The sequence below is a fragment of the Pseudomonas sp. AB39(2026) genome, assembly GCF_059831485.1.
On the sequence record NZ_CP195212.1, the window covers coordinates 187,881 to 214,405 of the forward strand.

At 60.0% G+C, this 26,525-nt stretch carries 22 protein-coding genes; 11 read left to right on the forward strand and 11 right to left on the reverse strand.

Annotated features, from left to right (window positions below):
- Positions 1–12 precede the first annotated feature (12 nt).
- The 7 genes from ACSAMW_RS00785 to ACSAMW_RS00815 all read left to right on the forward strand — a co-directional run bounded on the left by ACSAMW_RS00785 (position 13) and on the right by ACSAMW_RS00815 (position 9,743).
- A complete protein-coding gene (locus tag ACSAMW_RS00785) occupies positions 13–717 on the forward strand; it encodes a succinate dehydrogenase iron-sulfur subunit (protein ID WP_500593929.1) in 705 nt (234 codons plus the stop codon).
- Positions 718–954: 237 nt separating this feature from the next.
- On the forward strand, positions 955–3,786 hold the full coding sequence (locus tag ACSAMW_RS00790) for a 2-oxoglutarate dehydrogenase E1 component (RefSeq protein WP_500592220.1): 2,832 nt from the start codon (positions 955–957) through the stop codon (positions 3,784–3,786).
- Positions 3,787–3,825: 39 nt separating this feature from the next.
- The gene (gene odhB / locus ACSAMW_RS00795) at positions 3,826–5,061 is read left to right on the forward strand and encodes a 2-oxoglutarate dehydrogenase complex dihydrolipoyllysine-residue succinyltransferase (RefSeq protein ID WP_500592221.1); all 1,236 of its coding nucleotides are present in this window, start codon (positions 3,826–3,828) and stop codon (positions 5,059–5,061) included.
- A gap of 155 nt (positions 5,062–5,216) precedes the next feature.
- A complete protein-coding gene (gene lpdA / locus ACSAMW_RS00800; RefSeq protein WP_500592222.1) occupies positions 5,217–6,653 on the forward strand; it encodes a dihydrolipoyl dehydrogenase in 1,437 nt (478 codons plus the stop codon).
- 203 nt (positions 6,654–6,856) lie between these two features.
- Positions 6,857–8,023, forward strand: coding sequence for an ADP-forming succinate--CoA ligase subunit beta (sucC, locus tag ACSAMW_RS00805; RefSeq protein ID WP_168080550.1), 1,167 nt, complete (start codon positions 6,857–6,859; stop codon positions 8,021–8,023).
- Positions 8,023–8,904, forward strand: a complete 882-nt coding sequence (gene sucD, locus ACSAMW_RS00810; protein ID WP_040262774.1) for a succinate--CoA ligase subunit alpha — start codon at positions 8,023–8,025, stop codon at positions 8,902–8,904. The genes sucC and sucD overlap by 1 nt, the downstream gene beginning before the upstream one ends.
- Before the next feature lie 134 nt (positions 8,905–9,038).
- Complete coding sequence (locus tag ACSAMW_RS00815; RefSeq protein ID WP_500592223.1) at positions 9,039–9,743, forward strand: YebC/PmpR family DNA-binding transcriptional regulator; 705 nt, start codon at positions 9,039–9,041, stop codon at positions 9,741–9,743.
- A 70-nt stretch (positions 9,744–9,813) separates the two neighbouring features.
- Here ACSAMW_RS00815 and ACSAMW_RS00820 read toward each other — a convergent pair whose 3' ends face one another.
- From ACSAMW_RS00820 to ACSAMW_RS00840, 5 genes are all read right to left on the reverse strand, one after another.
- The gene (locus tag ACSAMW_RS00820) at positions 9,814–11,094 is read right to left on the reverse strand and encodes a leucine-rich repeat-containing protein kinase family protein (RefSeq protein ID WP_500592224.1); all 1,281 of its coding nucleotides are present in this window, start codon (positions 11,092–11,094) and stop codon (positions 9,814–9,816) included.
- Positions 11,095–11,239: 145 nt separating this feature from the next.
- Entirely contained in the window at positions 11,240–12,001 is a 762-nt protein-coding gene (locus tag ACSAMW_RS00825; protein WP_500592225.1) for an anti-sigma factor family protein, read from the reverse strand.
- Positions 11,998–12,504, reverse strand: a complete 507-nt coding sequence (locus ACSAMW_RS00830) for a sigma-70 family RNA polymerase sigma factor (RefSeq protein WP_500592226.1) — start codon at positions 12,502–12,504, stop codon at positions 11,998–12,000. Before ACSAMW_RS00830 ends, ACSAMW_RS00825 begins: the two co-directional genes overlap by 4 nt.
- Before the next feature lie 70 nt (positions 12,505–12,574).
- Positions 12,575–13,726: a M14 family metallopeptidase gene (locus ACSAMW_RS00835; RefSeq protein ID WP_500592227.1), complete on the reverse strand. Its 1,152-nt coding sequence runs from the start codon at positions 13,724–13,726 to the stop codon at positions 12,575–12,577.
- A 69-nt stretch (positions 13,727–13,795) separates the two neighbouring features.
- Positions 13,796–14,053 (reverse strand): DUF6124 family protein, encoded by a 258-nt coding sequence (locus ACSAMW_RS00840; RefSeq protein ID WP_500592228.1) that lies wholly within the window; start codon positions 14,051–14,053, stop codon positions 13,796–13,798.
- A gap of 136 nt (positions 14,054–14,189) precedes the next feature.
- Here ACSAMW_RS00840 and ACSAMW_RS00845 point away from each other — a divergent pair, with 136 nt between their 5' ends.
- Positions 14,190–14,855, forward strand: a complete 666-nt coding sequence (locus ACSAMW_RS00845; RefSeq protein ID WP_500592229.1) for a helix-turn-helix domain-containing protein — start codon at positions 14,190–14,192, stop codon at positions 14,853–14,855.
- A gap of 517 nt (positions 14,856–15,372) precedes the next feature.
- On the opposite strand, the gene ACSAMW_RS00850 is transcribed toward ACSAMW_RS00845, so the two are convergent.
- On the reverse strand, positions 15,373–16,314 hold the full coding sequence (locus ACSAMW_RS00850; RefSeq protein WP_500592230.1) for a LysR family transcriptional regulator: 942 nt from the start codon (positions 16,312–16,314) through the stop codon (positions 15,373–15,375).
- A gap of 140 nt (positions 16,315–16,454) precedes the next feature.
- On the opposite strand from ACSAMW_RS00850, the gene ACSAMW_RS00855 reads away from it, so the two are divergent.
- A complete protein-coding gene (locus ACSAMW_RS00855) occupies positions 16,455–17,666 on the forward strand; it encodes an acyl-CoA dehydrogenase family protein (protein WP_500592231.1) in 1,212 nt (403 codons plus the stop codon).
- A gap of 61 nt (positions 17,667–17,727) precedes the next feature.
- Here the strand turns inward: ACSAMW_RS00855 and xthA are convergent, their stop codons facing one another.
- Positions 17,728–18,540, reverse strand: a complete 813-nt coding sequence (xthA, locus tag ACSAMW_RS00860; RefSeq protein WP_500592232.1) for an exodeoxyribonuclease III — start codon at positions 18,538–18,540, stop codon at positions 17,728–17,730.
- 87 nt (positions 18,541–18,627) lie between these two features.
- Between xthA and ACSAMW_RS00865 the strand changes: the two genes are divergently transcribed.
- Together ACSAMW_RS00865 and ACSAMW_RS00870 are read left to right on the forward strand one after the other, a co-directional pair.
- A complete protein-coding gene (locus ACSAMW_RS00865) occupies positions 18,628–20,355 on the forward strand; it encodes an autotransporter assembly complex protein TamA (RefSeq protein WP_500592233.1) in 1,728 nt (575 codons plus the stop codon).
- Positions 20,352–24,038 carry a translocation/assembly module TamB domain-containing protein gene (locus ACSAMW_RS00870; RefSeq protein ID WP_500592234.1) on the forward strand — a complete coding sequence of 1,229 codons (3,687 nt, stop codon included), beginning with the start codon at positions 20,352–20,354 and terminating at the stop codon, positions 24,036–24,038. Before ACSAMW_RS00865 ends, ACSAMW_RS00870 begins: the two co-directional genes overlap by 4 nt.
- Before the next feature lie 30 nt (positions 24,039–24,068).
- Here ACSAMW_RS00870 and ACSAMW_RS00875 read toward each other — a convergent pair whose 3' ends face one another.
- The 4 genes from ACSAMW_RS00875 to ACSAMW_RS00890 form a co-directional block, all read right to left on the reverse strand.
- Complete coding sequence (locus ACSAMW_RS00875) at positions 24,069–24,605, reverse strand: DUF2589 domain-containing protein (RefSeq protein WP_500592235.1); 537 nt, start codon at positions 24,603–24,605, stop codon at positions 24,069–24,071.
- Positions 24,606–24,703: 98 nt separating this feature from the next.
- Positions 24,704–25,354: a DUF2589 domain-containing protein gene (locus tag ACSAMW_RS00880; RefSeq protein ID WP_500592236.1), complete on the reverse strand. Its 651-nt coding sequence runs from the start codon at positions 25,352–25,354 to the stop codon at positions 24,704–24,706.
- 89 nt (positions 25,355–25,443) lie between these two features.
- Positions 25,444–25,827: a Mor transcription activator family protein gene (locus ACSAMW_RS00885; RefSeq protein ID WP_500592237.1), complete on the reverse strand. Its 384-nt coding sequence runs from the start codon at positions 25,825–25,827 to the stop codon at positions 25,444–25,446.
- Between the two features lie 155 nt (positions 25,828–25,982).
- A complete protein-coding gene (locus ACSAMW_RS00890; RefSeq protein WP_500592238.1) occupies positions 25,983–26,450 on the reverse strand; it encodes a hypothetical protein in 468 nt (155 codons plus the stop codon).
- Between the last annotated feature and the right edge of the window lie 75 nt (positions 26,451–26,525).

Sequence of the window (26,525 nt, forward strand, 5' to 3'; positions counted from 1 at the left end):
GTGATGACCGCTATGTTGCAAGTCAGTGTTTATCGTTACAACCCGGACCAGGACGCCGCGCCGAAAATGGTCGACTTCCAGGTCGACACCGGGGGCAAGGACTTGATGGTGCTGGACGTACTGGCCCTTATCAAGGAACAGGACGAAGGCTTTTCGTACCGTCGCTCGTGCCGTGAGGGCGTGTGCGGTTCCGATGGCATGAACATCAATGGCAAGAATGGCCTGGCTTGCATTACGCCGCTCTCGGCGGTGGTCAAGGGCAACAAGCTGGTCTTGCGGCCACTGCCGGGGTTGCCAGTCATTCGTGACCTGGTCGTCGACATGAGCATCTTCTACAAGCAGTACGAGAAGGTGAAGCCTTACCTGCAGAACGATACGCCCGCGCCGGCTATCGAGCGCCTTCAGTCCCCTGAAGACCGTGAGAAGCTGGATGGGCTGTACGAGTGCATTCTGTGCGCCTGTTGCTCCACGTCGTGCCCATCGTTCTGGTGGAACCCGGACAAGTTCCTGGGGCCCGCTGCACTGCTTCAGGCCTACCGTTTTCTGGCTGACAGCCGTGATACCCGTACCGATGAGCGCCTGGCTGCCATGGACGACCCGTTCAGTGTGTTCCGCTGCCGTGGGATCATGAACTGTGTGAACGTGTGCCCCAAGGGTCTGAACCCTACCAAAGCCATCGGCCACGTGCGGAACATGTTGCTGCAAAGCGGTATCTGATACACCCGTTGCACCCGAAAATGCCATGCCCGGGCTTGTAAGCCCGGCTACGGCTACGACTTGAGCGGTGGGCTTGTACCGCTGCTCTTACTTGAAGAAATAGACCAGCAGGGGCATCCGGGCTGGTACCCGGACTATCTGCGAGACCTTGGTGGCCGTGTTCGAGTCGCTGCACCAGACTTGTTCAGGCACGCCCTGTTCGCGCCGATGGTGGCCCCTAACCGAGGGTGACCAAGCATGCAAGAAAGCGTGATGCAGCGCATGTGGGATAGCGCCCACCTTTCAGGTGGTAACGCTGCCTATGTGGAAGAGCTCTATGAGCTTTACCTGCACGACCCTAACGCTGTGCCAGAAGAGTGGCGCACCTACTTTCAGAAGTTGCCCGCCGAAGGCAGCACCGCCCCCGATGTTTCGCACTCCACCATTCGCGACCATTTCGTGCTCCTGGCCAAGAACCAGCGGCGCGCTCAGCCGGTTTCCGCCGGGAGCGTGAGCAGTGAGCACGAGAAAAAGCAGGTGGAAGTGCTGCGCATGATTCATGCGTACCGGATGCAGGGCCACCAGGCCGCCCAGCTGGACCCGCTGGGTTTGTGGCAACGGCCCGCTCCGGCAGACCTTTCAATCAATCATTACGGCTTGACCAATGCCGATCTTGACACGACCTTCCGTACCGGCGACCTGTTCATCGGTAAGGAGGAGGCGAGCCTACGCGAGATCCAGGAAGCGTTACAGCTGACATATTGCCGCACCATTGGCGCCGAATTCACTCACATCGTCGATTCCGAACAGCGCGCCTGGTTCCAGCAGCGCCTGGAAAGCGTCCGTGGCCGGCCTCAATACTCGCCTGAAGTGCAAACCCATGTGCTGGAGCGAGTGACCGCTGCCGAGGGCCTGGAAAAGTACCTGGGCACCAAATACCCTGGCACCAAGCGCTTCGGCCTGGAAGGGGGTGAAAGCCTTATTCCCATGCTGGACGAGATCATTCAGCGGTCCGGCTCCTACGGCACCAAGGAACTCGTCATCGGCATGGCCCACCGGGGCCGGCTCAACGTGCTGGTCAATACGTTCGGCAAGAACCCGCGCGACCTGTTCGATGAGTTCGAAGGCAAGAAGAAGGTTGAACTGGGCTCCGGTGACGTGAAATATCACCAGGGCTTCTCGTCCAACGTGATGACGTCCGGTGGCGAAGTGCACCTGGCGCTCGCATTCAACCCGTCTCACCTTGAAATCGTGTCCCCTGTGGTCGAAGGGTCTGTGCGCGCCCGTCAGGATCGCCGCAACGATGCGGTGGGTGACAAGGTAGTACCCGTCTCGATCCACGGGGATGCGGCCTTCGCTGGCCAAGGCGTGGTGCTCGAAACCTTCCAGATGTCACAGACCCGCGGTTTCAAGACCGGCGGCACTGTGCATATCGTGATCAACAACCAGGTTGGCTTCACCATCAGCAACCCGCGCGACTCTCGCTCTACCGAGTATTGCACCGACGTTGCCAAGATGATCCAGGCTCCGATCCTGCACGTGAACGGCGATGACCCGGAAGCCGTGCTGTTCGTGACCCAGCTTGCCATCGACTACCGCATGCAGTACAAGCGCGATGTAGTGATCGACCTGGTGTGCTACCGCCGTCGTGGCCATAACGAGGCTGACGAACCTAGCGGCACCCAGCCACTGATGTACCAGCAGATCGCAAAGCAGCGCACCACCCGCGAGCTGTACGCCGAGCATCTGGTGCAGAGCAATGCCCTGACCGCCGACGTGGCTCAGTCCCAAGTGGACGAGTACCGCAGCGCCCTGGACAACGGCCTTCATGTGGTGAAAAGCCTGGTCAAGGAGCCCAACAAGGAACTGTTCGTCGACTGGCGTCCTTACTTGGGCCATGCGTGGACCGCACGCCATGACACCAGCTTCGACCTCAAGACGCTGCAACAGCTGTCCTCCAAGTTGCTGGAAGTGCCGGACGGCCTGGTTGTTCAGCGCCAGGTGGCAAAAATCTATGAAGACCGCCAGAAGATGCAGGCCGGTGGCTTGCCTATCAACTGGGGTTACGCCGAAACCATGGCGTACGCCACCCTGCTGTTCGAAGGCCATCCGGTCCGGATCACCGGCCAGGACGTAGGCCGTGGTACCTTCTCGCACCGGCATGCCGTGCTGCACAACCAGAAGGATGGCAGCGCCTACACCCCTATGCGTCACCTGTTCGCAGGCCAGCCGAGCTTCGAACTGTACGACTCTCTGTTGTCCGAGGAAGCCGTACTGGGCTTCGAGTACGGCTATGCAACCACGTCGCCCAACTCACTGGTGATCTGGGAAGCGCAGTTCGGTGACTTTGCCAACGGCGCTCAAGTGGTCATCGACCAGTTCATCACCAGTGGCGAGAACAAGTGGGGCCGGCTGTGTGGCCTGACCATGCTGCTGCCGCACGGTTATGAAGGCCAAGGCCCTGAGCACTCCTCTGCACGCCTTGAGCGTTACCTGCAGCTGTGCGCCGAGCACAACATCCAGGTGTGCGTGCCGACCACCCCGGCCCAGATCTACCATCTGTTGCGTCGCCAGGTGATCCGCCCGCTGCGCAAGCCGTTGATCGTGCTCACGCCCAAGTCGCTGCTGCGTCACAAGCTGGCGGTATCGACCCTGGAAGACCTGGCTCAGGGTTCCTTCCAGACCGTCATTCCGGAAGTCGACACCCTGGACCCGGCGAAGGTCACGCGGCTGGTGCTGTGCAGTGGCAAGGTGTACTACGACTTGCTGGAAAAACGCCGTGCCGATGGGCGTGAAGACACCATCATTCTGCGCCTGGAACAGCTCTATCCGTTCCCGGACAACGACCTGGCGGACATCCTCGCACCCTACACCAACCTGCAGAACGTCGTATGGTGCCAGGAAGAGCCGATGAACCAGGGCGCGTGGTACAGCAGCCAGCACCACATGCGCCGTATCATCGGCAACCACAACAAGGCGCTGGTGCTTGAATACGCGGGCCGTGATGCTTCGGCAGCGCCTGCGGTCGGTTACGCCTCGATGCACGTGGAGCAGCAGGAAAAACTGCTCAACGATGCTTTCTCCGTCTAACGCCACGCGCACTGAAACCGAATTAAGGAACCACTGATAATGGCTATCGAGATCAAAGCCCCTACTTTCCCGGAATCGGTCGCCGACGGTACCGTAGCCACTTGGCACAAGAAGCCAGGGGACGCCGTCAAGCGTGACGAGTTGATCGTCGACATCGAAACCGACAAGGTTGTGCTGGAGGTGCTTGCAACGGCCGATGGCGTGCTGGGTGCTATTGTCAAGAACGAAGGCGATACCGTGCTTTCTGATGAGCTGCTGGGCTCCATTGAAGCGGGCGGTGCCGCCGCAGCGCCTGCTGCTGCGCCGGCCTCTGCTTCGGCCGAGGCTACCGTGGCTGCTGCAGCTGCAGCGCCTGCAAGCGCTGATGACGACGCCATGGGCGGCCCGGCTGCCCGTAAGCTGGCTGAAGAAAATGGCCTGGCCTTGAACAGCATAAAGGGCACCGGCAAGGACGGCCGTATCACCAAGGAAGACGTTGTCGCTGCGGTCGAAGCGAAGAAGAACGCACCCGCTCAGGCACCTGCTGCCAAGCCAGCCGCTGCGGCTGCTCCGATTACGGCTGCTGCCGGTGACCGTACTGAAAAACGCGTTCCAATGACCCGCCTGCGTGCCAAGGTGGCGGAACGCCTGGTCGAAGCACAATCGAACATGGCCATGCTTACTACGTTCAACGAAGTGGACATGACCGAAGTCATGGCACTGCGTTCGAAGTACAAGGACCTGTTCGAGAAGTCCCACAATGGCGTGCGCCTGGGCTTCATGTCCTTCTTTGTGAAGGCTGCTACCGAGGCCCTCAAGCGCTTCCCGGCTGTCAACGCTTCCATTGACGGTTCAGACATTGTCTACCATGGCTATGCAGACGTCGGCGTTGCCGTTTCCAGCGACCGTGGCTTGGTCGTACCCGTGCTGCGCAATGCCGAGCAGATGAGCCTGGCTGAAATTGAAAACGGCATCGCCACCTTTGGCAAAAAGGCCCGTGATGGCAAGCTGTCCATCGAAGAGATGACCGGCGGCACCTTCACCATCACCAATGGCGGAACCTTCGGTTCGATGATGTCCACGCCTATCGTGAACCCACCTCAGGCGGCGATCCTGGGCATGCACAACATCCTGCAGCGCCCCATGGCCATCAATGGCCAAGTGGTCATTCGGCCGATGATGTATCTGGCCCTCTCGTACGATCACCGTTTGATTGATGGCAAGGAAGCGGTAACCTTCCTCGTTACCATCAAGAACCTGCTGGAAGACCCAGCTCGTCTGCTGCTCGACATCTAAATCGCAGCTGCAAGCTGCGAGCGGCAAGTTGCAAGCGGCAAGCAGCAAGTTGATAGCGGTGGTGCGACTTGCCCTGTTGCATGTTTCACCCGCGTCAACTTGTCGCTTGAAGCTTGAGGCTTGTAGCTCGAAACCTGTAGCGCTAAGGAACCCATATGACCCAGAAATTCGACGTCGTTGTGATTGGTGCCGGCCCTGGTGGCTACGTAGCGGCCATCAAGGCGGCTCAGCTTGGCCTGAAAACCGCCTGTATCGAGAAATATCAGGACAAGGAAGGCAAAACCGCACTAGGCGGTACCTGCCTGAACGTCGGCTGCATTCCCTCAAAGGCACTCCTGGACAGTTCCTGGAAGTTCCACGAGGCCGAGCATGGTTTCAAGGCCCATGGCATCAACCATGCGGGCATGAGCATGGACGTGCCGGCAATGGTCGGGCGCAAGTCCCAGATCGTGAAGAACCTCACCGGCGGCGTGGCGACCTTGTTCAAAGCCAACGGCGTGACCCTGCTGGAAGGCCACGGCAAGCTGATCGCTGGCAAGAAGGTTGAAGTCACTGGCAAAGATGGCAACGTTGAAGTGGTGGAAGCGGACAATGTGATCCTGGCATCCGGTTCTCGCCCGATCGACATTCCACCCGCCCCGGTGGATCAGAATGTGATCGTGGACTCCACGGGCGCCTTGGAATTCCAGACCGTGCCCAAGCGCTTGGGTGTGATCGGTGCCGGTGTTATCGGCCTGGAGCTGGGTTCCGTCTGGGCTCGCCTGGGTGCTGAAGTCACCGTGCTCGAGGCGTTGGAGAAATTCCTGCCAGCCGCTGACGAAGCGGTGTCCAAGGAAGCCTTCAAGACGTTCACCAAGCAAGGCCTGAACATCAAGCTGGGCGCGCGCGTCACCGGTTCCAAGGTCACGGGCGAAGAAGTTGAAGTGACCTACACCGATGCCAACGGCGAACAGAAAATCGTCTTCGACAAGCTGATCGTTGCTGTAGGCCGTCGCCCGGTGACCACCGACCTGCTGGCTTCGGACAGCGGCGTGGACATCGATGAGCGCGGTTTCATCTTTGTCGATGATTACTGCGCTACCAGCGTGCCTGGCGTATATGCCATCGGTGACGTGGTACGCGGCCTGATGCTGGCGCACAAGGCGTCGGAAGAGGGCATCATGGTGGTAGAACGTATCAAGGGCCACAAAGCCACGATGAGCTACGACCTGATCCCATCGGTTATCTACACCCACCCAGAGGTGGCATGGGTAGGCAAGACCGAGCAAACCTTGAAAGCCGAAGGCGTGGAAGTCAACGTCGGGACCTTCCCATTCGCGGCCAGTGGCCGTGCCATGGCGGCCAATGACACCGGTGGTTTCGTCAAGGTGATCGCCGACGCGAAAACCGACCGTGTGCTGGGCGTTCACGTGATTGGCCCAAGCGCCGCCGAGCTGGTACAGCAAGGGGCTATCGGGATGGAGTTCGGCACCAGTGCAGAAGACCTCGGCATGATGGTGTTCTCGCACCCCACCTTGTCCGAAGCGTTGCATGAAGCAGCCCTGGCCGTGAATGGCGGTGCCATTCACATCGCCAACCGCAAGAAGCGTTAAACAACAAGAAACCACAGTGTGCTGCCCGTCGTACGCCACCATGGCGCACCGCGGAACGCACGCTGGACTCACCCCGCGACAGCCAGGGGCGCAAAGCCTGCTTTGCATTCCAGGCAATGGTCGCGGGCAGCAGTCACAGGTGGTGCGGCACTCCCATGAGTGCAGCGCCGAAAGTGCAGTACCTAACGAAGACGGTAATAAGCATGAACCTTCACGAGTATCAGGGTAAGCAGCTGTTCGCTGAATACGGCCTGCCAGTATCCACAGGTTTCGCAGTAGACACCCCGGAAGCGGCAGCCGAAGCGTGCGACAAGATTGGCGGCACCGAGTGGGTCGTCAAGGCACAGGTCCACGCCGGTGGCCGTGGCAAGGCCGGCGGCGTCAAGCTGGTCAAAAGCCGCGAAGACGCCAAGGCGTTCGCAGCACAGTGGTTGGGCAAGCGTCTGGTCACTTATCAAACTGATGCCAACGGCCAGCCAGTGACCAAGATTCTGGTCGAGTCGTGCACCGACATCGCCAAGGAACTGTACCTGGGCGCTGTGGTTGACCGTGCAAGCCGTCGCATTGTGTTCATGGCTTCCACCGAAGGTGGTGTGGACATCGAGAAGATCGCCCACGACACGCCGGAAAAAATCCTCAAGGCTACGGTTGATCCATTGGTAGGCGCTCAGCCGTTCCAGGGCCGTGACCTGGCGTTCCAGCTGGGCCTGGAAGGCAAGCAAGTGGCTCAGTTCGCCAAGATCTTCACTGGCCTGGCCAAGCTGTTCAAGGACCACGACCTGGCCCTGCTGGAAGTGAACCCGCTGGTGATCAAGGCTGACGGCGACCTGCATTGCCTGGATGCCAAGATCAACATCGACGCCAACGCCATGTACCGTCAGCCAAAGCTCAAGACGTTCCATGACCCGTCTCAGGACGACCCGCGCGAAGCCCACGCTGCCAAGTTCGAACTGAACTACGTTGCCCTGGAAGGCAACATCGGCTGCATGGTCAACGGCGCTGGCCTGGCCATGGGCACCATGGACATCGTCAACCTGCATGGCGGCAAGCCAGCCAACTTCCTCGACGTAGGCGGTGGCGCCACCAAGGAACGTGTGACCGAAGCGTTCAAGATCATTCTGTCCGACGCCAACGTGGCTGCAGTACTGGTTAACATCTTCGGCGGTATCGTTCGTTGCGACATGATTGCCGAAGGCATCATCGGCGCGGTGAAAGAAGTCGGCGTGAAAATCCCGGTAGTGGTTCGCCTTGAAGGCAACAACGCTGAACTGGGCGCCAAGGTGCTCGCAGAAAGTGGTTTGAACATTATCGCGGCTACCAGCCTGACCGACGCTGCTCAACAAGTCGTCAAAGCCGCGGAGGGCAAGTAATGAGCGTCCTGATCAATAAAGACACCAAAGTCATCTGCCAGGGCTTCACCGGCTCGCAGGGTACCTTCCACTCCGAACAAGCCATCGCCTACGGCACCAAGATGGTTGGCGGCGTGACCCCGGGCAAGGGCGGCACTACCCACCTTAACCTGCCCGTGTTCAATACGGTCAAGGAAGCGGTAGAAGCCACCGGCGCTGAGGCTTCGGTCATCTACGTACCGGCTCCGTTCTGCAAGGATTCCATCCTTGAAGCGGCGTTCGGCGGCATCAAGCTGATCGTCTGTATTACCGAAGGCATTCCTACCCTGGACATGCTGGACGCCAAGGTTAAGTGCGACGAACTGGGCGTACGCCTGATCGGCCCGAACTGCCCAGGTGTCATCACCCCAGGCGAATGCAAGATCGGCATCATGCCAGGTCACATTCACTTGCCAGGCAAAGTGGGTATCGTTTCCCGCTCCGGCACCCTGACCTACGAAGCGGTCAAGCAGACCACTGACGCCGGTTTCGGTCAGTCCACCTGCGTAGGTATCGGTGGCGACCCGATCCCAGGCTCTACCTTCATCGACATCCTGAAGCTGTTCCAGGAAGACCCGAAAACCGAGGCGATCGTGATGATCGGCGAAATCGGTGGTTCGGCTGAAGAAGAAGCCGCTGCCTTCATCAAGGCTAACGTAACCAAGCCTGTTGTTTCGTACATTGCCGGTGTTACTGCACCGCCTGGCAAGCGTATGGGCCACGCTGGCGCAATCATCTCCGGCGGTAAAGGCACTGCAGACGAGAAGTTTGCTGCCTTGCAGGACGCTGGCGTTAAAACCGTGCGTTCGCTGGCGGACATCGGTAAGGCCTTGGCCGAACTGACCGGCTGGGCTGTGAAGTAATTCACCGCTCGCTGCAAGCAGAGGCCACCTTCGGGTGGCCTTTGTTTTTTCCAGGCTGCGCAATCGTATAGACTGACGATCCCCGGCATTGGCTACTCAGGCCAGTACCTGAAACACGAACAAAGAGATGAGCCATGGGCGCACAGTGGAAAGCAAAACACAGAGAAGCAGCAGCCAACGCCAAAGGGCGTATTTTTGGCAAGCTGGCCAAGGAAATCCAGATTGCTGCCCGTGCTGGTGCAGACCCTGACATGAACCCGCGCCTGCGCTTGGCAGTGGAGCAGGCTAAAAAAGCTTCCATGCCCCGTGACACCCTTGAGCGTGCCATCAATAAAGGGGCAGGCCTCAGTGGCGAAGCCGTTCAGTACACCTTGGTGAAATACGAAGGGTTTGCCCCTCACCAGGTGCCTGTGATCGTGGAATGCCTGACTGACAACGTAAAGCGTACTGTGGCGGAAATCCGTGTACTGTTCCGCAAAGGCCAGCTGGGCGCTGAAGGCTCCGTCTCTTGGGATTTCAGCCACCTAGGCATGATCGAGGCGGCGCCTGACACAGCCGACGCTGATCCGGAACTGGCCGCAATCGAGGCCGGTGCCCAGGATTTCGAGCCAGCCGAAGAGGGCGCTACCCTGTTCCTGACTGAAGCCACGGATGTGGATGCGGTCCAGAAGGCCCTGCCGGAGCAAGGCTTTACGGTGCTGTCTGCCAAGATCGGCTACGTTGCCAAGAACCCGGTCGCGCTGTCGGATGAAGCTCAATTGGCCGATGTCGAGGCGTTTCTGGACGCGATCGATGGCCACGACGACGTCCAGAACGTTTACGTAGGCTTGGCCGGTTAACAAGTGCACTCGCAGGCAAGCGCTCGCTGTTGGGCGCTTGATACCTGGCACTGTCAGCGGCTTACAACCTTTAGCCTGCGAGCAACCGGTGCTCCACGTCGTTAAATAGCGGCCGGGCTGTAGGGTCTGGTTGCTGGCAGGCAACGCTCAATGCGGTCCAGTCGGCCGGTGCCTCCGCGCATCGCATGGCCACTTCCTCCAGCAGTATCCCGAATGCTCGTACTTCCAAAGCCTCCAGGCCCCGTGCGAACGGGCCTGCGTCGGGTACATACCGGCAAGCAGCACCGAAGTCCCCCAGCAGCGCGTGACCATCCTCTCTATACAGCACGTTGTGCCCGTACAGGTCGCCATGCATCACGCCCCGTGCATGGAGATGGCGTGCAGCGCCTGCGATGCTGGTGAGCAGGGCGTGGGCAGTGGCGGCTTCAAGGTGCAGGCCAGGTGTGTAGTTATCGCGGGTACAGCTGCTCAGGCTGGGCGGCCCTGCCAGCACCTGGTAGGCCGGGTCGATCAGGTCCATCACAAGCCCAGGTAACCCGGTAGGCTGTCCTTCCAGTTGGCCACGCAAAGGCACCAGGCTGGGATGGCTGCCCGCGTGCAGGCAAGCTGCGATCTCATCTTCGGGTGAGCCGTCACTGGTGCGGTGCCCCTTGAAACACTTCACGGCAACCGGCGTCCCAGTAGGCAGCAAGGCGCGGTACACCATTCCAGACGCGCCTTCACCAAGGGTATGTTGCAGCGTTAACGTGCTCCAGGGCACCCGAGCGCTCTCATGCTCACTCGCCGGTACAGCGGAAAAACGGTTACCCGCACACGCTAGCCACGCCAACCGTGGCAGCGTGAGCAGTTCGGCCGGCAGGCGCTCTAACTGATTACAGGCAATGCGCAACAATTCCAGTTGGCTGCAGGTTTCCAGCGTAGGGGCCAGCGCAGTTAGCCGGTTACCGGCCAGCATCAGTTTTTGCAAGCCAGGGCAGCGATCGAACACGTCGGGCAGATGCGTAATATGGTTGTCCGTCAGGATCAGCCAACGGAGCGTGCCAGGTAGTGAGGCTGCGGGTATGTCGACCAGCTCGCACCCTTTGAACCCAATCATCTCCAAGGCCGGGCACAAGCCCAGCACTTCGGGCAGCCGCTTGAAAGGGTTGCCCGAACAGAAGATCACCTTCAACCGCTTCAGCTGAGGCAGCCACGCAGGCAAGGTCGTCAGGCGATTACCGCTGAGGTTGAGTATTTCCAGCGTATCGGCCAGGCCCAGCACGTCGTGGGGCACTTCTGCCAACCCCAGTTGGAGGTCCAGCCGGGTGGCACCGGCCATCGCGCCGGCGCGCAAGCGTTCCAGTGCGGTCATGCTGTTACAGGCCTGCAAGACCCTTGGCCCAGAGGGCTGCGGCTCGCTATGTGGCCCTTGTACTGAGGGTGGATCGTGAATAGGTTGATGGCCAGGGCTGTCATCGGCGCTGTCTCGGGATAGCATTCAAGGCGCAGATTATAAGCTAGATGCCTTCCCCCATGGCCTGTTCGAGTGCCTGGCGGGTCGATAGCCCTACGCTGCTGACCATGGCGTAGTTGTAGGTGCGGTCTGACCAATAATCGGCCTGCAGTTCGCCATCCCTGCGCGTGCCACGCGGCAGCCTGTGATAACCCGGCCCCGGCGGCCTGACATAGAAACTGGCATGCTCGCCACGGGCGTTGGTATACACCACCATGACAGCAGGCCCCTGGTCGGTGTTGAGAAGGCGTGCGCTTCCAGGCTCGAACCCAGCCGCTGACAGGTCCGGCAGGCGCTGCGCGTGGTTGAAATACCGGTCAAGCCAGGCCTGGAGGTCGTGACGCTGCTGTGTGGTGTAATCGGCGGGCAACACGCCTTGCACGGCAAACAGGCGATAAGCTTGAAGGGCATCGGTCATTGGCGCCGCAGCCAGCCGCGTGCTGTCAGGGCCACGTGCTTGCCAGCCGCCTACAGCGCCGGCGCCTATAGCGATCACCAGCGCGGCGGCCTGTGCCAGTTCACGGGAGCGTCGCTGCCAAACCCGGTGCCTGAGCATCGCAGGGTCCAGAGGGCTGTCTATCATGCTTTGAAGGGGGCCGCTCCACGCAGCCCGCAGGCGGTTGGCGTCACGTTGCCACGCGTGCACCTCCTCGGCCGTTTCGGGATGTTCAGCCAGCCAGGCCTCCAGTCGCTGGCGGTCCGCTGCACTTAAGTGCTGGTCAACGTAGGCATGAAGGTCATGTTCGCTAGGGGGCAGGGCGATCATTTGTAAATCCGCAGGGCAGGTGAGGTGATATCACCGTCAGTGAGTTTGTGTAGGGCTTTGCGGGCCCGGGACAGCCGCGACATGACGGTGCCCAGGGGCACTTCCAGCATCACAGCGGCCTGCTGGTAACTAAGCCCTTCTACCGTAATGGCGAACAGCAGTGCTCGCTGCTCTGGCTTCAACTGATTGAAAGCGCCCAGTGCTGCCTGGGCCACTACGGTGCGTTCAGCGGATGGCAGGGCATCATCGCGCTGGCTAAACAGCGCCAGCATGCGGGCATAGCGCTTGGCGCTGCGGTGGTTGTCTACAAACCGACGGTAGAGAATCGAAAAGAGCCAGGCCCGAAGGTCACCCTCTGCGCGCTTGCCTTTCCACCGGGTGAACGCGCGTTCCAGGGTAGCCTGCACCAGGTCCTCAGCGTCGTGGCTGTTGCGGGTTAGCGACAGTGCGAAGCGCCGCAGCCGAGGCAACAGCTCACGGAGTGAATCCTCAAGGTCGTTCATGGCATCACGCATAACGGGGCGAGTCAGCTAGACGCCCCTTTGGCCGGTTTATTCCCGCCTGCGCTGTGGATCAGTCGCGAAGCAGAGGGGCGAGGGTGCTTATGACCTTGAGCATGTCTTGCGCCAATTGCGCCGAGCGTGCACCTGACCAACCCGTCCGGGTATTGGGTGCGTCCAAGTGGTCCTTGAAAGGCATTTCCAGGGTCATCGACAGGCAATCAAAACGTTGGCCTATGGCATTGCAGGCCAGTGTCATGTTGGCCTGGCCGGGCTCATCTCGTGTATAGCCATGCACCTGCTGGAAATCGGGAGTCTGCTCGCACAGCGCCTGGCGAAACCGGGCTTCCAGGCGGGCGATACGCGGGGTATACCCAGGGTTGCCTTCGCAGGCGGCGGTAAACACGTGGGGGATCTCTTCGTCGCCGTGGGCGTCAATGAACAGATCGACCCCGTAGTGCACCATATGCTGCAACGCAAAGTGGACTTCAGGCGTTTCCCCAGGCGTTGCGTTCTGCCAGGCACGGTTGAGGTCCCTCCCAGCCGCATTGGTGCGCAAGTGGCCATGGAACGCGCCATCAGGGTTCATGTTCAGGATCAGGTAGAGCTCCACCTGTTGCAACAGCGTCTGCATCCATGGTTCGGCACGCTCCAATGCGGTGACAATGCCTTCCATAAACCATTCGGCCATGTGCTCCCCAGGGTGCTGCTGTGCGATCAGCCATACCTTGCGTTTGTGTGCGGCCCCGTTCCCCATGCGGAACAGGGGTAAGGCGCGGCCTTCGAGTGAGTGGCCAACCGCTAGCTGCTGCATGCCCGCCACCTGACGGGCACGCTCCAGCAAGGCCAGGTGACGCGCTTCCCGGTAGGGCTCGAAGTAGGCGAACGACATGGCCATGCCCTGTGCTTCGGTGCTGAACCGCAGGGATTGCCCATCGTAGTGGGTCGGCACCCTGAACCACTGCTCGCCGTCGACCGAGGCAACAGCTTGGTAGCCTGACCAGGCATTGGGGTAGGAGGACTGGCTGGCGTTGCCAAGCACGAAGGTATATTGCTGGCCGAGGGTAAGCCCCTCGGCACGGAAGTGAAACCATTGCAGATGCGCGCTTTGGCTGTCCGGGCGGATTGCCAGGCGGAGGTTGGCCGGGTCGGTAGTATCCAGTACCTGGATGTTTCCAGTGTCAAAATTCGCGTGAATATCGATACGGGTAGCCGTGGCATGCATGGTAATTTTCGCTCGAGAACAAAATCGGAGTGTACACCCGCTACCTGCCTTGGCTCACCCCCATCCCCTTCACTCGCTGCCCGGGGTGGGTGGTGCATCCTTCCCATCGGCAGGTTGTTCGAGGCTGCGCACTACGAGTGCCCTGGCCATGTCCACCAAATGCACCACACTCAGCGCCAGATGCCGGGATTGCCCATGTCGCTGGTCGGCGCTTTCGTAGGCCACGGCAGAGGCACAGTGTAACAAGGCGTCAGCGTGGGCAAGCACCTCGGACAGTGGCAGCGAGGCAGCGAGGGCTGAAGGCTCGAACGTTGAATGTGTAGGCATGGTCGGCATATAGGCTCCATAGGCAGTAGGCGAAACAGGCAGGTCGCAGTATAAATTACGGACAGTAGTGATTGAGTCGATAATCTATTACAGGGGATGTATGGCTCTTGGCATTTCGGCCAGTAAGGTACGCGCCATGGACACTTGGATCGATATAGTCAAAGACAGAATGCGCCAGCGGCGCCTGACACAGGAACAACTGGCAGAACGTGTCAATTGTTCGCAAGGCGCGATCAATCACTGGCTCAGTGGCAGGCGCAAGCCAGACCTGGATACCATGAACCGCATTCTCAAAGAGCTGGGTGAGAAAGACCTGGAAGTCGTTCAGGTGCTGCGCGTGAATGAACAGTCCGGTCGCTATGACCTTGGAGCTTCCGGGAGCATGCCACCAGGGGTCTTCACTCAGCCAGGGTTTCGCTATCCCTTACTGAAGTGGGCGGCAGCTGCAGACGACAAACCCTCTATTGCGGCCTACAGTACTGGCCTGAGCTACCTGTCGGACTACCAGGCGGCCGGGCCGGCATTCTTGCTGGAAGTCACTGGAGAGAGTATGAGCGCAGCCCATGGCAGAAGCGTACCTGCAGGCTCGCTGATTCTGGTTGACCCTTTCGCGAGCCCTGAAGTCGGCCAACTGGTGCTGGTAAGCGTACCGAACCAGCAGCAAGCTGTTTTTCGTGAGCTCCAGGAAGAGGGTGGGCGCCGTTACCTGCGCGCGCTGAACCCAACCTGGCCAGTGCTAAGCTGGGAAGACGGCTGGCAGCTGAAGGGCACAGTGGTAAGAGCGATGCTGGTACTGGCCTGACGAATGCAGAGAGGGGAGCCGAAGCTCCCCTCAAGGTATGTCGCGATCGCTGTTCTTATTGTTTTCAGGCCACCTGTTATTGTTTTTGAGCGGCGAGCCCGTGCAGGTATCGCAGGCCCCAGTCAGGCCTAATAGCAAACGTATTTTTTTGAGCGCTGATCCGCCTTCACCTCAAGTCCAACTTCGCACCGGCTGCCTCAGGGCAGTTTTATTCTTGTGTGGTCAGTCGTGGGCAAAGCCCTGGAAAACACATCCTCCTCAAAAAAATCTGCTGGCTTCGTCTCTGCCGTGGTTGTTCTTGTTATGTCAGAGCCGTTCGTGTTGTTTTTATTATGGGGTACAGGGTTTTTCTTGTTGTTGTGCCAGAGATATAGCAGGCGGCGTGCCAACTTGCCCAAAGCCAATAAATTCAACAGGTTGAATAAAGCCCCGCATTGCGGTTTGGGCCTGCGTAGGCGCTAGGTGTTTCCAGGTTACCCGTTCAACCCACGTTGGCGGACCACAGGTAACACTTGTTTCACCCACGCACCGGGGCAGGGCTGGAGGGCTCCTGTTCCGGCGCCATGATGCCGGCGCACAGCTCAATGATCTGCTCGCGCATCCACCGGTTGGCAGGGTCCTGGTCGGTACTTTCATGCCAGTACAAGTGGGTTTCTATGGTGTTTACGCTTGGCAGAGGCAATGGGGTGAATGGCAAGTCATGCCGCCTGGCAAAACGTTCGGGCACCGTAATGACCATGTCCGTCTGCTGCAGCACCTGGGCCGCCATCATGTAGTGCTGGGAGCGCAAAGTGATCTTGCGCTGCCGGCCCATCTTGCCTAGTGCCAGGTCCACTTCACCTAGCCCGTTTCGGCGGCTGGAAATATGAATGTGCCCTTGGGCCAGGTATCCCTCAAGGGTAAGTGGTTTGCCCTCCAGAGGGTGGCCCCGGCGCATTGCACAGACATAGCGGTCTTCTGTGAGCTTCACGTGCCTGACCTGCGGGTCGGTATTCAACGGCGCATCTACAGCAAAGTCCAACCGGCCTGCGGCCAGCTCCTTGGTGGTATCTCGCCGCTTGCACAGGAAACTTTCAATCACCAGCGCCGGCGCGTGGCGGCGAAGCCGGCGCATCAGGGGCGGTAACACCACGGCTTCTATGAGGTCAGCCATGCTGATGCGAAAGGTCTTGCCAGCATCAGCTGGGTTGAATACTCGGCTTTCCTGAACAGACACGCGCAACAGGGACAACGCGTTTCGGACATCCCCAACAATGTTCTGCGCCATGGGCGTCGGCACCATGCCTTGAGCTGTGCGCACGAACAGCGGATCGTTGAAGGTTTCCCGCAACCGCGCCAGTGCATTGGAGACCGCAGGTTGGGTGATGCCTACAATCTGCCCGGCGCGGGTAAGGTTGGCTTCGGTGTAGATCGCATCAAAGACGACGAACAGGTTCAGGTCGATCTTGCTCAGGTTCATGCTCGGCTCACTGTTGTCCCTGATGGGCTTGATGTTGCTTATGAATGTTTATATACCAGGATAATAGGCTCGCCAAATGATACGAGTGCGCCCTAGGATCATTCGCTCCGGCCAACAGTTGTGTTTTAGGCGAGCGTTACATGGACTTCGCGTATTCCCCTCGGGTTCAAGCACTGCGCGCGCAGGTTGCGCGTTTCATGTCCACGCATGTCGTACCGGCAGAGGCCCGGTTTCTTCAAGAGCTGGCCCAAGGTAACCGGTGGCAACCTACGGCGACCATGGAGGCACTCAAGCGCCAGGCGCGCATTGAGGGCTTGTGGAACCTTTTTCTTCCCAAGTCTGAGTTTGGGGCAGGCTTGACTAACCTTGAATATGCCCCTCTCGCTGAGCTGATGGGGCGCTCGGTGTTGGGCTCAGAGCCTTTCAATTGCTCAGCGCCTGATACGGGCAATATGGAAGTGCTGGTGCGCTACGGAACAGCCGAGCAGAAGCGCCAGTGGCTGGAGCCTCTGTTGCGCGGAGACATCCGTTCGGCCTTCGCTATGAGCGAGCCGGATGTTGCCTCATGCGATGCTACCAATATGCGCGCTACCGCGATCCAGAAGGGCGACCACTGGGTGCTGAACGGGCGCAAGTGGTGGACATCCGGCGCCTGTGACCCCCGGTGCCGGGTGATCATTTTCATGGGCCTTACCGACCCTGGTGCGCCGCGTCATTGCCAGCATTCCATGGTGCTCGTACCCATGGATACGCCGGGGCTGAGGGTGGTCCGGCCCTTGTCGGTATTCGGTTACGACGATGCGCCTCACGGCCACGCTGAAGTCTTGTTCGAGCAGGTCAAAGTGCCGCTGAGCAACGTGATATTAGGGCCGGGAAGGGGGTTCGAGATTGCCCAGGGCCGGTTGGGCCCGGGCCGGATTCACCACTGCATGCGCTCGCTGGGCATGGCCGAGCGAGCGTTGGAGCTGGCGTGCCGGCGTGGCCTGTCACGTGAGGCGTTTGGCAAACCCCTGGCAATGCTGGGGGGCAACGGCGACCTGATTGCCGAGTCGCGCATGGAAATTGATATGGCACGCCTGCTCACGTTGCGGGCTGCCTATATGATGGACACGGTTGGCAACAAGGTGGCACGCAGCGAAATTGCCCAGATAAAAGTAGTAGCCCCCAATATTGCACTCCGGGTGATCGACCGGGCTATCCAGCTGCACGGCGCTGCTGGGGTAGGCGGTGACACCCCCTTGGCCTATATGTATGCCATGCAGCGAAGCCTGCGCCTGGCCGACGGCCCTGACGAAGTACACCGTGCCGCTATCGCCCGGCATGAATTGGAGCGTTATCACCCTGCCGGTTGAAACCAAGGGCGGCCTGGCGGCTACCGACATTCGGGTATCGGCCGTGACTGCTGATCCGCCCTTAGGCCAGCTCCAGCCATATGGGAGCGTGGTCAGACGGCTTGTCCATGCCTCGCAACTCATGGTCGATCCCGGCGCCTTTCACACGAGGCAATAGCCCGGTGGAGGCCAGTATCAGGTCAATTCTCAGGCCGCGTTTTGGAACGTCCTCGAAGCCACGGCTGCGGTAATCGAACCAGCTGTAGAGGTCGCTGACGTCAGGGTTCAGGTGGCGCCAGGTATCCACCAGGCCCCACTGCCTTAGCCGCCCAAGCCATTCACGCTCTTCTGGCAGAAAGCTGCATTTGCCCGTGCGCAACCAGCGTTTGATGTTTTCCGGACCAATACCTATATCGCTGTCTTCAGGTGAAATGTTCATATCCCCCATTACCACCACCGGTTGCGAGGGCTGGTACCTAGCCTCCAGCAGCCGTTGCAGGTCGGCATAGAACTTTGACTTCGCGGGGAACTTGGTAGGGTGATCACGGCTTTCCCCTTGAGGAAAATAGCCGTTCATGACCGTGATGGGGTTGCCATTGTGGTCTTCATACAGACCCTGGATAAACCGGCGTTGTGCGGTCTCGTCATCCCCTTCAAAACCCTTTTCCAGCGCCAGCGGGGGCTTGAGTGACAGGAGCGCGACGCCATAGTGGCCCTTCTGGCCATGGATATGAACGTGATACCCAAGGTCGCGGATGCTTTCTACAGGAAACTGATCGTCAGCCACCTTGGTCTCTTGTAGCCCGATCACATCGGGGCGGTGCTTTTCGATCAAGGCAGCCAATTGGTGCGGTCGCGCGCGAAGGCCATTGATATTGAACGAGACGATTTTCATGACGCGACCACCTTGCAAGAAAAACGCAGATGCTAACGGAGCCGGCTTGCGCAGGCTAGCGCGCGGATCCGTGATAGGATCGCGCCCATGAGGTATCCAGGACGAACGGGCGGCAGTGTGATACTTGCCTGCCTGGCAGCAAACGCCGCGGCAGAAAGCCGCCTTCAGGTGGACGTGACCCCGCCCGATGCTGCGTTGCGGGCCAATATCGAGGCGTATATCGGCAGTGTCGCAGACCGTGATGAACCTGCCTTGCAGCAGATGCGCCGAACCGTTGAAGCCCAGGCCCATAGCGCCTCCGAAGCGCTGGGTTATTATCAGGCCCAAGTCGATACCGAAGTGACGGCTGGCCAAAAGCCAACCCTCCACGTGCGGGTAAAGCCAGGAACGCCCGTTCACCTGCGCGATGTTGTGATTGCGGTGCAAGGGCCGGCGTTGGCGCTGCCTGAATTCAAGGTGCCAGGCAGCTATGCCCTGGCGCCGGGCGCGCCGCTCAATCATGGGCATTATGAGGACGCCAAGCGGCTGATCCAGACCCAGGCTTCACGGTTCGGCTTCTTCGACGGTCACTTTGAGCAGCAGCAACTACGGGTGGACCCCGAGGCTGGCGTTGCGGACATTGCCCTGCAATACCAGAGCGGCCCTCGCTATCGGTTCGGCGACGTGCGTTACAGCGGCGACTCGATCATAGACCCGGGCTTGCTGCAGCGCCTGGTGCCGTTTCATGCAGGCGACCCCTATAACGCAGACCTGGTTGCGCAGCTCAACCGAGACCTTCAAACAAGCGGCTACTTCCAAGGCGTCGCCGTGGATGCTTCGCCCCAGAATGCTCAAAAGCAAGTGGTGCCGGTAAACGTGGCGCTCACGGCCCGTGCCCCACGCACGCTAGGCCTGGGCGGTGGGTTCTCCACTGACGTAGGCCCCCGGCTGAGGGCCAATTGGACACGCCACTGGGTCAACCCGCAAGGCCACAGCTACGGTGCCGAGGCAGAGTTGTCTGCGCCTCGGCAGAATGTAGGCCTATGGTATGACGTACCCCTGGCCTCGCCCCTGACGGACAAGCTGCGCTATGCCGCCGGCTACCAGTATGAAGAAATCGCCGATACCGACAGCCTGAGCAAGCTGCTGACGCTAGGCCCCGAATGGCATACCAAGCTGGACAGTGGCTGGCAGCGGGTCATCTCCTTGAAGTGGCAGCGCGAACAGTATCGCCTGGGTGACGACACGGGTTTGAGTAACCTGGTTATGCCCGGCATCAGTTATAGCTACTTGCACAGCGACAATAAAGTGGACCCCAGCCATGGCTATCGCTTGGAATTCGATGCCCAGGTGGCCAAGGAGGGGCTGCTCTCCGATGCCAACCTGCTCCACGGCAATGTCCAGTGGCGAGGGCTGACCACCGTGTTCGAGAAACACCGTTTCCTTGGCCGGCTGCAGGTAGGCGGTAGCGCCACCAATGGCTACAAGGCCATTCCACCCTCCCTGCGCTTCTTCGCCGGGGGCGACCAGACCGTGCGTGGCTATGACTACCAGAGCCTGTCTCCGGAAAACAGCGATGGCGACAAGATCGGCGGCCGCTACATGGTGGCAGGAACCGCTGAATACCAATACAGCGTGGCGCCTAAATGGCGGCTGGCAGCTTTTATCGACCAAGGCAATTCATTCAACAGCCTGGACCTGCCCAGTTTGAAAACGGGGGTTGGCGTGGGAGTACGTTGGGTATCGCCTGTAGGGCCTATACGGGTAGACATAGCCCAAGGCCTGGACGACGACGGGGGCGTGCACCTGCACTTTTCCATGGGGCCTGAACTATGACGCGCCGCAAGCGCTGGGCCCTCGGAGCAGGGTTAACCATCATTGGCCTGATCACGGTGCTGCTAGCGGCGGTTACAGCGGCTTTGACTACCCAGATGGGCAGTCGCTGGATACTGGGCAAGGTGCCAGGCCTTGAGGTCGAGGGCTTCGAAGGGCGGCTGGGTGGCCATTGGCAAGCCGACCGCTTGAGCTGGGCGGGGGCGGGCGGGCTGAAGGCTGAAGTCATCGCCCTGGGCATGACGTGGACACCCGGCTGCCTTTGGCGGCTCACCCTATGTATCGATCATCTGCACGCCGAACAGGTCAATGTCACGCCAGGCACGCCCGTAGCCGCCACAGAGAGCAACAGCCCATTCCAGCTGCCTGATCTGGATATGCCGGTAAGCCTTGAGCTGGGTGAGGTCCATATCGGCCAGGTCAACTACGCCGGGCAACCCTTGTTGAGCCAAGTCAACCTGGCGGCCAACTGGGGCACTGCAGGCTTGCAACTGCGCCAATTACAGATGATGTATGGAGACATGCGGCTGGGCCTGGAGGGTACCCTGCGTCCACAGGGCCAATGGCCAATGGATGCACAGCTCAGCCTGGCCTTGCCTACCGTAGATAAACGAGCGTGGCAGTTGCAAGGCACGCTCAAAGGGGAGGTTGCCAGCACGCTCGCACTGGCCGCCAAGAGCACGGGTTATCTGGACGCCACGCTGGCAGCCTCCCTACAGCCTTTGGCGGACCACCTGCCAGCACAGGTGGTCGTGACTGCCGAACGCTTCACGGCCGAGCAGTCCTTGCCTGCGACCCTGACGCTGGAACAGATTGCCCTGAAGGCTGAAGGCAATCTCAAGGATGGGTATGCCGTCCGGGGCGATGCACATCTACCGGGCGAACAAGGCGTGGTGACGTTGCTACTTAAGGGCAATGTCAGTGCAGAACACGCCAGGGTGGACGAGCTGAGCCTGGCTCAGGATGCAACCCACCGTGTGCAGATCACCGGCAACGCCACCTGGGCCGACGGGCTAGCGGCCGAGGCCAACCTGGACTGGCTCGACTTTCCCTGGGCTAGCCTGTATCCACAGCCTTCGCCGCCCCCGGTCAGCGCCCGCAACCTGAAGGCTATGGTTCGTTATGGCCATGGCAACTACGTGGGCAACCTGGCCGGTGACTTCCAGGGGCCTGCCGGGCCATTCACGTTCACCACACCGTTCAGTGGGGACACGCAGCGCGTGGTGTTACCGCAATTGCAGTTGGTGGCGGGGCAAGGCCAGTTGGCAGGGCAGCTCAAGCTTGGGTTCGCCGAGGGTTTGTCCTGGGGCGCTGACCTTAGCCTTTCCAACCTGAACCCGGCGTATTGGGTGGCCGCAATGCCTGGGAAGCTGGGCGGCACCCTCACCAGCGAAGGCCGCTGGGAAAACGGCATACTCGACCTGGCTGCACAGTTTGGAATCACCGGCCAGTTACGCGGGCAGCCCGCCAATGCCAAAGGCAGTGTGAATGGCAAGGGTAGCCAGTGGCAGGTGGCTGGCGTGGATGTGGGCATGGGGCTGAATCACCTGACGGGCTCCGGTCGTAGCAGTGAGGGCTTGGAGGGTATGTTTGCCATCGCCGCACCTCGTCTGGATCAGCTTTGGCCTGGCCTGGCAGGCGCCGTCAAAGGCCAACTGAACCTGGCCGGCAGCCTTGTGCGGCCCCAGGGCAAACTAGTGCTGCAAGGGCAACAGTTGGCCTGGCAGGACAACCGCATTCGTGGCTTGTCTCTGGACGCCCAGCTTGACGGCCAGCAACAGGGCACCCTGAACCTGACTGGTATAGGGCTGGCCGCCGGTACCACCAGCCTTGGGACGTTGTCGCTCAAAGGCAACGGCGATGCCAAGCGGCATTCGCTTCAAGCTGGCTTGGAAGGGCCCGAACTGGTGCTGGCTCTGACCGCAGCAGGTAGTTGGCTTGATGGGGCGTGGAAAGGGCAATTGAGTAGCAGCCGGATAGCCAGCCATGGCCAAGCCTGGGCGTTGCAGTCGCCCGCTTCGCTGCAGCGCCTGGCAGACGGTACAGTAACGCTGGGTGCCCATTGCTGGCGTTCCGGGCGTGCAAGCCTGTGTGCCGATAATCAGCAGTTGGCCCCGGAACCGCGCATTCGCCTGCACCTCAATGATTTCCCCATGGCCAGCCTGCAGCCGTGGTTGCCTGACACCCTGAGCTGGGAAGGCAGCGCCAACGCTGACGTGAAACTGGACATGGGCAAGGCTGGCCCACAAGGCCAACTGAAGGTCGATATCAGCGGCGGAACGCTGTCCACCCAGCAGGGTACGGAACGGTTACGGTTCCCCTACGACACGCTACGCCTGGTCAGTAACATCACGCCTCGCAACGTAGACAATGCCCTTGATTTTGAGGGGCGCAGGCTGGGGCAATTGCATGTGAAGGCCAGCGTTGATCCCTTTGGCGGGCAAAAGGCGTTGAGTGGCAGCTTTAGCCTCGGTGGCCTGGACCTGGCGATACTGCAGCCTATGATTGAACAGGCAGACCAGGTTGCAGGCCAGCTTGACGGCAGTGGGCAACTGGGTGGCACGTTACAGGCCCCTCGTATAGACGGCCTGTTCAACCTGGCCAACGGCCGGGTATCGGGGCCAGGCTTGCCCCTGAACATCGAGGCCTTGAACCTTCAGGCACGCATGGGTGGCGACCACCTGGAATTGGAGGGCGGTTGGCGCAGCGGAGCGCAGGGGCAGGGCACCATTGCAGGCGAGTTGGACTGGAGCCAGGCCTTGCGCCTGGACATGGCCGTACGTGCCAGCCAGCTACCGGTGGACGTGCCACCCTACGCCCAAGTGGAAGCGGGTGCAGACCTTCGGCTGGTCATGGCGAACCAGAAGCTCGCCGTCAGCGGCACCGTGAACATTCCTAAAGGCACTGTGACGGTACGCCAGCTACCGCCCTCCACAGTCAAGGTATCTCAAGACACGATAGTGGTAGGGCGAGAGGCACCTGCCTCCGTACAGGCCGGCATGGCCATGGACATCAACGTGATCGTAGGGGAAGAGAAGCTGGCGTTCAGCGGTTTCGGCTTGCAGGCCGACATTGCCGGGCGGTTGCACATCGGTAACGACTTGGACACGCGTGGCGCTTTGGAGCTGCGTAACGGGCGTTATCGTGCGTATGGGCAACGCCTCACGATACGCCGGGCACGCCTGTTCTTTACCGGCCCTGTGGACCAGCCTTACCTGGACGTGGAAGCCGTTCGCCAAACGGACGATGTGACGGCGGGTATTCGTTTAAGTGGCAGCGTTCAGCAGCCCTCTAGCGAAGTGTTCGCCGAGCCTGCCATGAGCCAAGAGCAAGCGTTGTCCTGGCTGATTCTTGGCCGCCCGCTCAACAGTGACGGCGGAGACAACAATGTACTGGCCCAAGCTGCGCTTGGCCTAGGCCTGATGGGCAGTGCGTCGACTGCAGGGACGCTGGCAAAAAACCTGGGCATCCAGGATTTCCAACTGGACACGCAAGGTAGTGGCAATACAACCAGTGTGGTCGCCAGCGGAAACCTTACTGACCGACTGACGCTGCGCTATGGCGTAGGGGTGTTTGAACCGGCCAGTACAGTCGCACTGCGCTATGCACTTACACGTCAGTTATACCTGGAAGCCGCCAGCGGTGTGGCGAGTTCCCTGGACCTGTTTTACAAGAAAGATTTCTAATCTCCGGAATGCTCCACATCCTGCACCTCGTCAGGCAAAGGTGTGGTTTAGGGGGGCTGATCTGCGCAGGGGTGTGATGAGCTGGGTATATTCCTCTAGCAATCGCTGCACGCCTTCTGGCGGATCACACGCTTTGAAGCTCAGACTGATCTGTACTTCGTCAGGGTTGCGCTGGGCCGGGTCTCGGCGCAAGCCACCCAGCGTCACATAGAAGCGTTCGGAATTAAGTTCGCCGTTTTCCAAGGCATGGGTGACCGCCTCGGCTTCGGTTCCGGTGACCTTGACAGAAAGGTCGACATTCATCGCTTCCAAGGCCAGCCCACGTGGCGCGACCAGTGTGATCAGCGGTACCTGCATGTAATGCTGGGCATCCAGCGCTACTTCAACCATCTTGGCCCGCATAGGGGTTCCGAGGTCGTCTGGATCGTAATCGAAGAATTGATCAAAGAGTTTGATGTACTGCTGAGCGATGAGGGAATTGGCACTGCTGGCGGCCTCATGCAGCCCCCGGGTAATGTCGCGCAGGTCGCTGGAGACCATGGGTTCTTTTCTGGAAAACAGTCCCATCAGGGAGTCTCCTTGGCAAGGGGTAACGCCGCAGTAGCGGCGTTACCAGATCACGCAGAATAGGCCTCGGCGTTAGAGTGCCGTGTCATTTGCCTGCGCTATACAGCGTCTTTACCAGCTTCGGTGGTCGGTGGCACCAGGGAATTGCTACCAAGCCTGGCCTCATCGCTGTCCAGAGTCGATGTACCCAGGCGGACAGGTTTTGCTGCCGCTTCGGTCAAGGCATCCATTACCCTCATCAAGGCCTCAGGCGGCTCCAGGCGAACCACTTTGGTATTGAACGCATAGCGAGCACGCGTATCTGTCTTGCGGGTTTGTGTGCTCTTGTGACTCATCTGGCCTTTGACAGCCATTTTGAACGGTCCCCAGCCAAGCGAAGCGGCCAATTCGCCACTGTGGCTCTTCTCGCTGGCATCTTCCGCCGCTTGGGTTATGGTCAGCTCGAACTCGACTGTACCCTCGCTGATGGCGATATTGGGGTGAGTGACCGCTGCCAGCAGCGGTATCTGCATCGACTTGGCAACGGTCCCTTTATAAGTGCCGTTTTCGTCAGTGACCGTTTCGTCGTAGTCGAACTTGACCGCGACGGCCTTGCCGTCCTTGATGCATACGCCCAAGAGGAAATCCGCATAGGATTTGCTAGCGGCCGTCTGGGCCTGGATCATGGCTTGCAGTGGGCCTGCAATCATACGGTCCAGGGGCAACGCATTGATTACCGAGCCAATCAGCTCGTTGTCGATCGTAGACATTATGGATTTCCTTTCCATAAGTGGAGGTAGCGACTTATAGCCGCACGGCTACAGTGCGGCTATTTGCACATGGGGTTAAGACGGAAAGCCTACGCAGGCATGGCGCCTTGGCTGCGGCGGATATTACCGATCTGCCGCAGGCTCAATCCGTAGCGATTTGCCAGCTCTGCACGTGACCACCCTTGGGTGCTTTCCTCAGCAATACGACGATCGCGCAGTTGGCGTTCGAAATGGTCAGCCTTGGGGATCTCCAGGGATGTTCCGGCGAAGCGCGCCGTCAAGGCGGCGAGGGCAGCGGGCGGCAGGAGGTTGGCCAGCGCGGAGCGTTCTGGGTTCTTTGGAATGTAGCGAGGCCGACCACCATACAGCTGCGTCAGGCGGTAAGCATGTTCCACCCCGACACAATCGATCAAGGCGCGCAGAGAAAGCGGGAGGCGTGTGGTATCAACCTGGTTTAATTCAGCAGTATCCATGATGAAGTCCTTTCAAAGGGATCCGTGAGTGCCCTGTGGCGTGATGCATTTTGCGCAGGCCCCCTGACCTCCTGCAGCGTCAGGATGTACGCCCAACGCACATGAAAATGCTCCGCGCTACGTCCGAAGCAAACATTGGCTGCGTAGGAAAATGTTCATTGGCAGGGTCGGGTGCTGTGCAGGCTGACGAAGGTGAGCGCTGAGTCGTCAGGGCGGGCATTTCGCGTGCTGTCTGGGGCACCTCTCCAGTCAACGGTCAGGCACACTGCCGTCAGTACCTGGCCATCTGCTGTCCCTGTGACCCGAGGAGAAAAGTCCCTACGCAATTGCACACGTGTCTGCCCTCGTACCTGAACCTGATGAGGGTCCACGAGGGTGTGACGCACCACCGCAGGTACCTCTCGCATGGGCAAGGTGAACCGTGGTTGGCGCCCTGCGGGTTCGAAATGCCCCGCTGCACGGGTTCTAGACCACATTTGCTGCCATTGTGAACTGCCTGCGCGGTCGGCCAGGCGTGCACTGGCTTCCCGCAGTTCGGTCTCGGTCAAGGTGTGAACAGACAACGCCGCTGCAGGTGCCGCAACGCTCGCAAACAGTACTGCAGTGAAAAGAGAAGTACGCATGGAGAGGGCCTTCCTTGAAGTGAGCCAATGAGCCTGCACTCCAACGGAAGGCGTAGTAAGCGGGAATAGATTGGT

What these genes read in the sequence shown, in the direction of transcription:
- ACSAMW_RS00785 (WP_500593929.1), top strand. Translation starts at nt 13, where the DNA reads ATGTTGCAAGTCAGTGTTTATCGTTACAACCCGGACCAGGACGCCGCG.
- ACSAMW_RS00790 (WP_500592220.1), top strand. Translation starts at nt 955, where the DNA reads ATGCAAGAAAGCGTGATGCAGCGCATGTGGGATAGCGCCCACCTTTCA.
- odhB (WP_500592221.1), top strand. Translation starts at nt 3,826, where the DNA reads ATGGCTATCGAGATCAAAGCCCCTACTTTCCCGGAATCGGTCGCCGAC.
- lpdA (WP_500592222.1), top strand. Translation starts at nt 5,217, where the DNA reads ATGACCCAGAAATTCGACGTCGTTGTGATTGGTGCCGGCCCTGGTGGC.
- sucC (WP_168080550.1), top strand. Translation starts at nt 6,857, where the DNA reads ATGAACCTTCACGAGTATCAGGGTAAGCAGCTGTTCGCTGAATACGGC.
- sucD (WP_040262774.1), top strand. Translation starts at nt 8,023, where the DNA reads ATGAGCGTCCTGATCAATAAAGACACCAAAGTCATCTGCCAGGGCTTC.
- ACSAMW_RS00815 (WP_500592223.1), top strand. Translation starts at nt 9,039, where the DNA reads ATGGGCGCACAGTGGAAAGCAAAACACAGAGAAGCAGCAGCCAACGCC.
- ACSAMW_RS00820 (WP_500592224.1), bottom strand. Translation starts at nt 11,094, where the DNA reads ATGACCGCACTGGAACGCTTGCGCGCCGGCGCGATGGCCGGTGCCACC.
- ACSAMW_RS00825 (WP_500592225.1), bottom strand. Translation starts at nt 12,001, where the DNA reads ATGATCGCCCTGCCCCCTAGCGAACATGACCTTCATGCCTACGTTGAC.
- ACSAMW_RS00830 (WP_500592226.1), bottom strand. Translation starts at nt 12,504, where the DNA reads ATGAACGACCTTGAGGATTCACTCCGTGAGCTGTTGCCTCGGCTGCGG.
- ACSAMW_RS00835 (WP_500592227.1), bottom strand. Translation starts at nt 13,726, where the DNA reads ATGCATGCCACGGCTACCCGTATCGATATTCACGCGAATTTTGACACT.
- ACSAMW_RS00840 (WP_500592228.1), bottom strand. Translation starts at nt 14,053, where the DNA reads ATGCCTACACATTCAACGTTCGAGCCTTCAGCCCTCGCTGCCTCGCTG.
- ACSAMW_RS00845 (WP_500592229.1), top strand. Translation starts at nt 14,190, where the DNA reads ATGGACACTTGGATCGATATAGTCAAAGACAGAATGCGCCAGCGGCGC.
- ACSAMW_RS00850 (WP_500592230.1), bottom strand. Translation starts at nt 16,314, where the DNA reads ATGAACCTGAGCAAGATCGACCTGAACCTGTTCGTCGTCTTTGATGCG.
- ACSAMW_RS00855 (WP_500592231.1), top strand. Translation starts at nt 16,455, where the DNA reads ATGGACTTCGCGTATTCCCCTCGGGTTCAAGCACTGCGCGCGCAGGTT.
- xthA (WP_500592232.1), bottom strand. Translation starts at nt 18,540, where the DNA reads ATGAAAATCGTCTCGTTCAATATCAATGGCCTTCGCGCGCGACCGCAC.
- ACSAMW_RS00865 (WP_500592233.1), top strand. Translation starts at nt 18,628, where the DNA reads ATGAGGTATCCAGGACGAACGGGCGGCAGTGTGATACTTGCCTGCCTG.
- ACSAMW_RS00870 (WP_500592234.1), top strand. Translation starts at nt 20,352, where the DNA reads ATGACGCGCCGCAAGCGCTGGGCCCTCGGAGCAGGGTTAACCATCATT.
- ACSAMW_RS00875 (WP_500592235.1), bottom strand. Translation starts at nt 24,605, where the DNA reads ATGGGACTGTTTTCCAGAAAAGAACCCATGGTCTCCAGCGACCTGCGC.
- ACSAMW_RS00880 (WP_500592236.1), bottom strand. Translation starts at nt 25,354, where the DNA reads ATGTCTACGATCGACAACGAGCTGATTGGCTCGGTAATCAATGCGTTG.
- ACSAMW_RS00885 (WP_500592237.1), bottom strand. Translation starts at nt 25,827, where the DNA reads ATGGATACTGCTGAATTAAACCAGGTTGATACCACACGCCTCCCGCTT.
- ACSAMW_RS00890 (WP_500592238.1), bottom strand. Translation starts at nt 26,450, where the DNA reads ATGCGTACTTCTCTTTTCACTGCAGTACTGTTTGCGAGCGTTGCGGCA.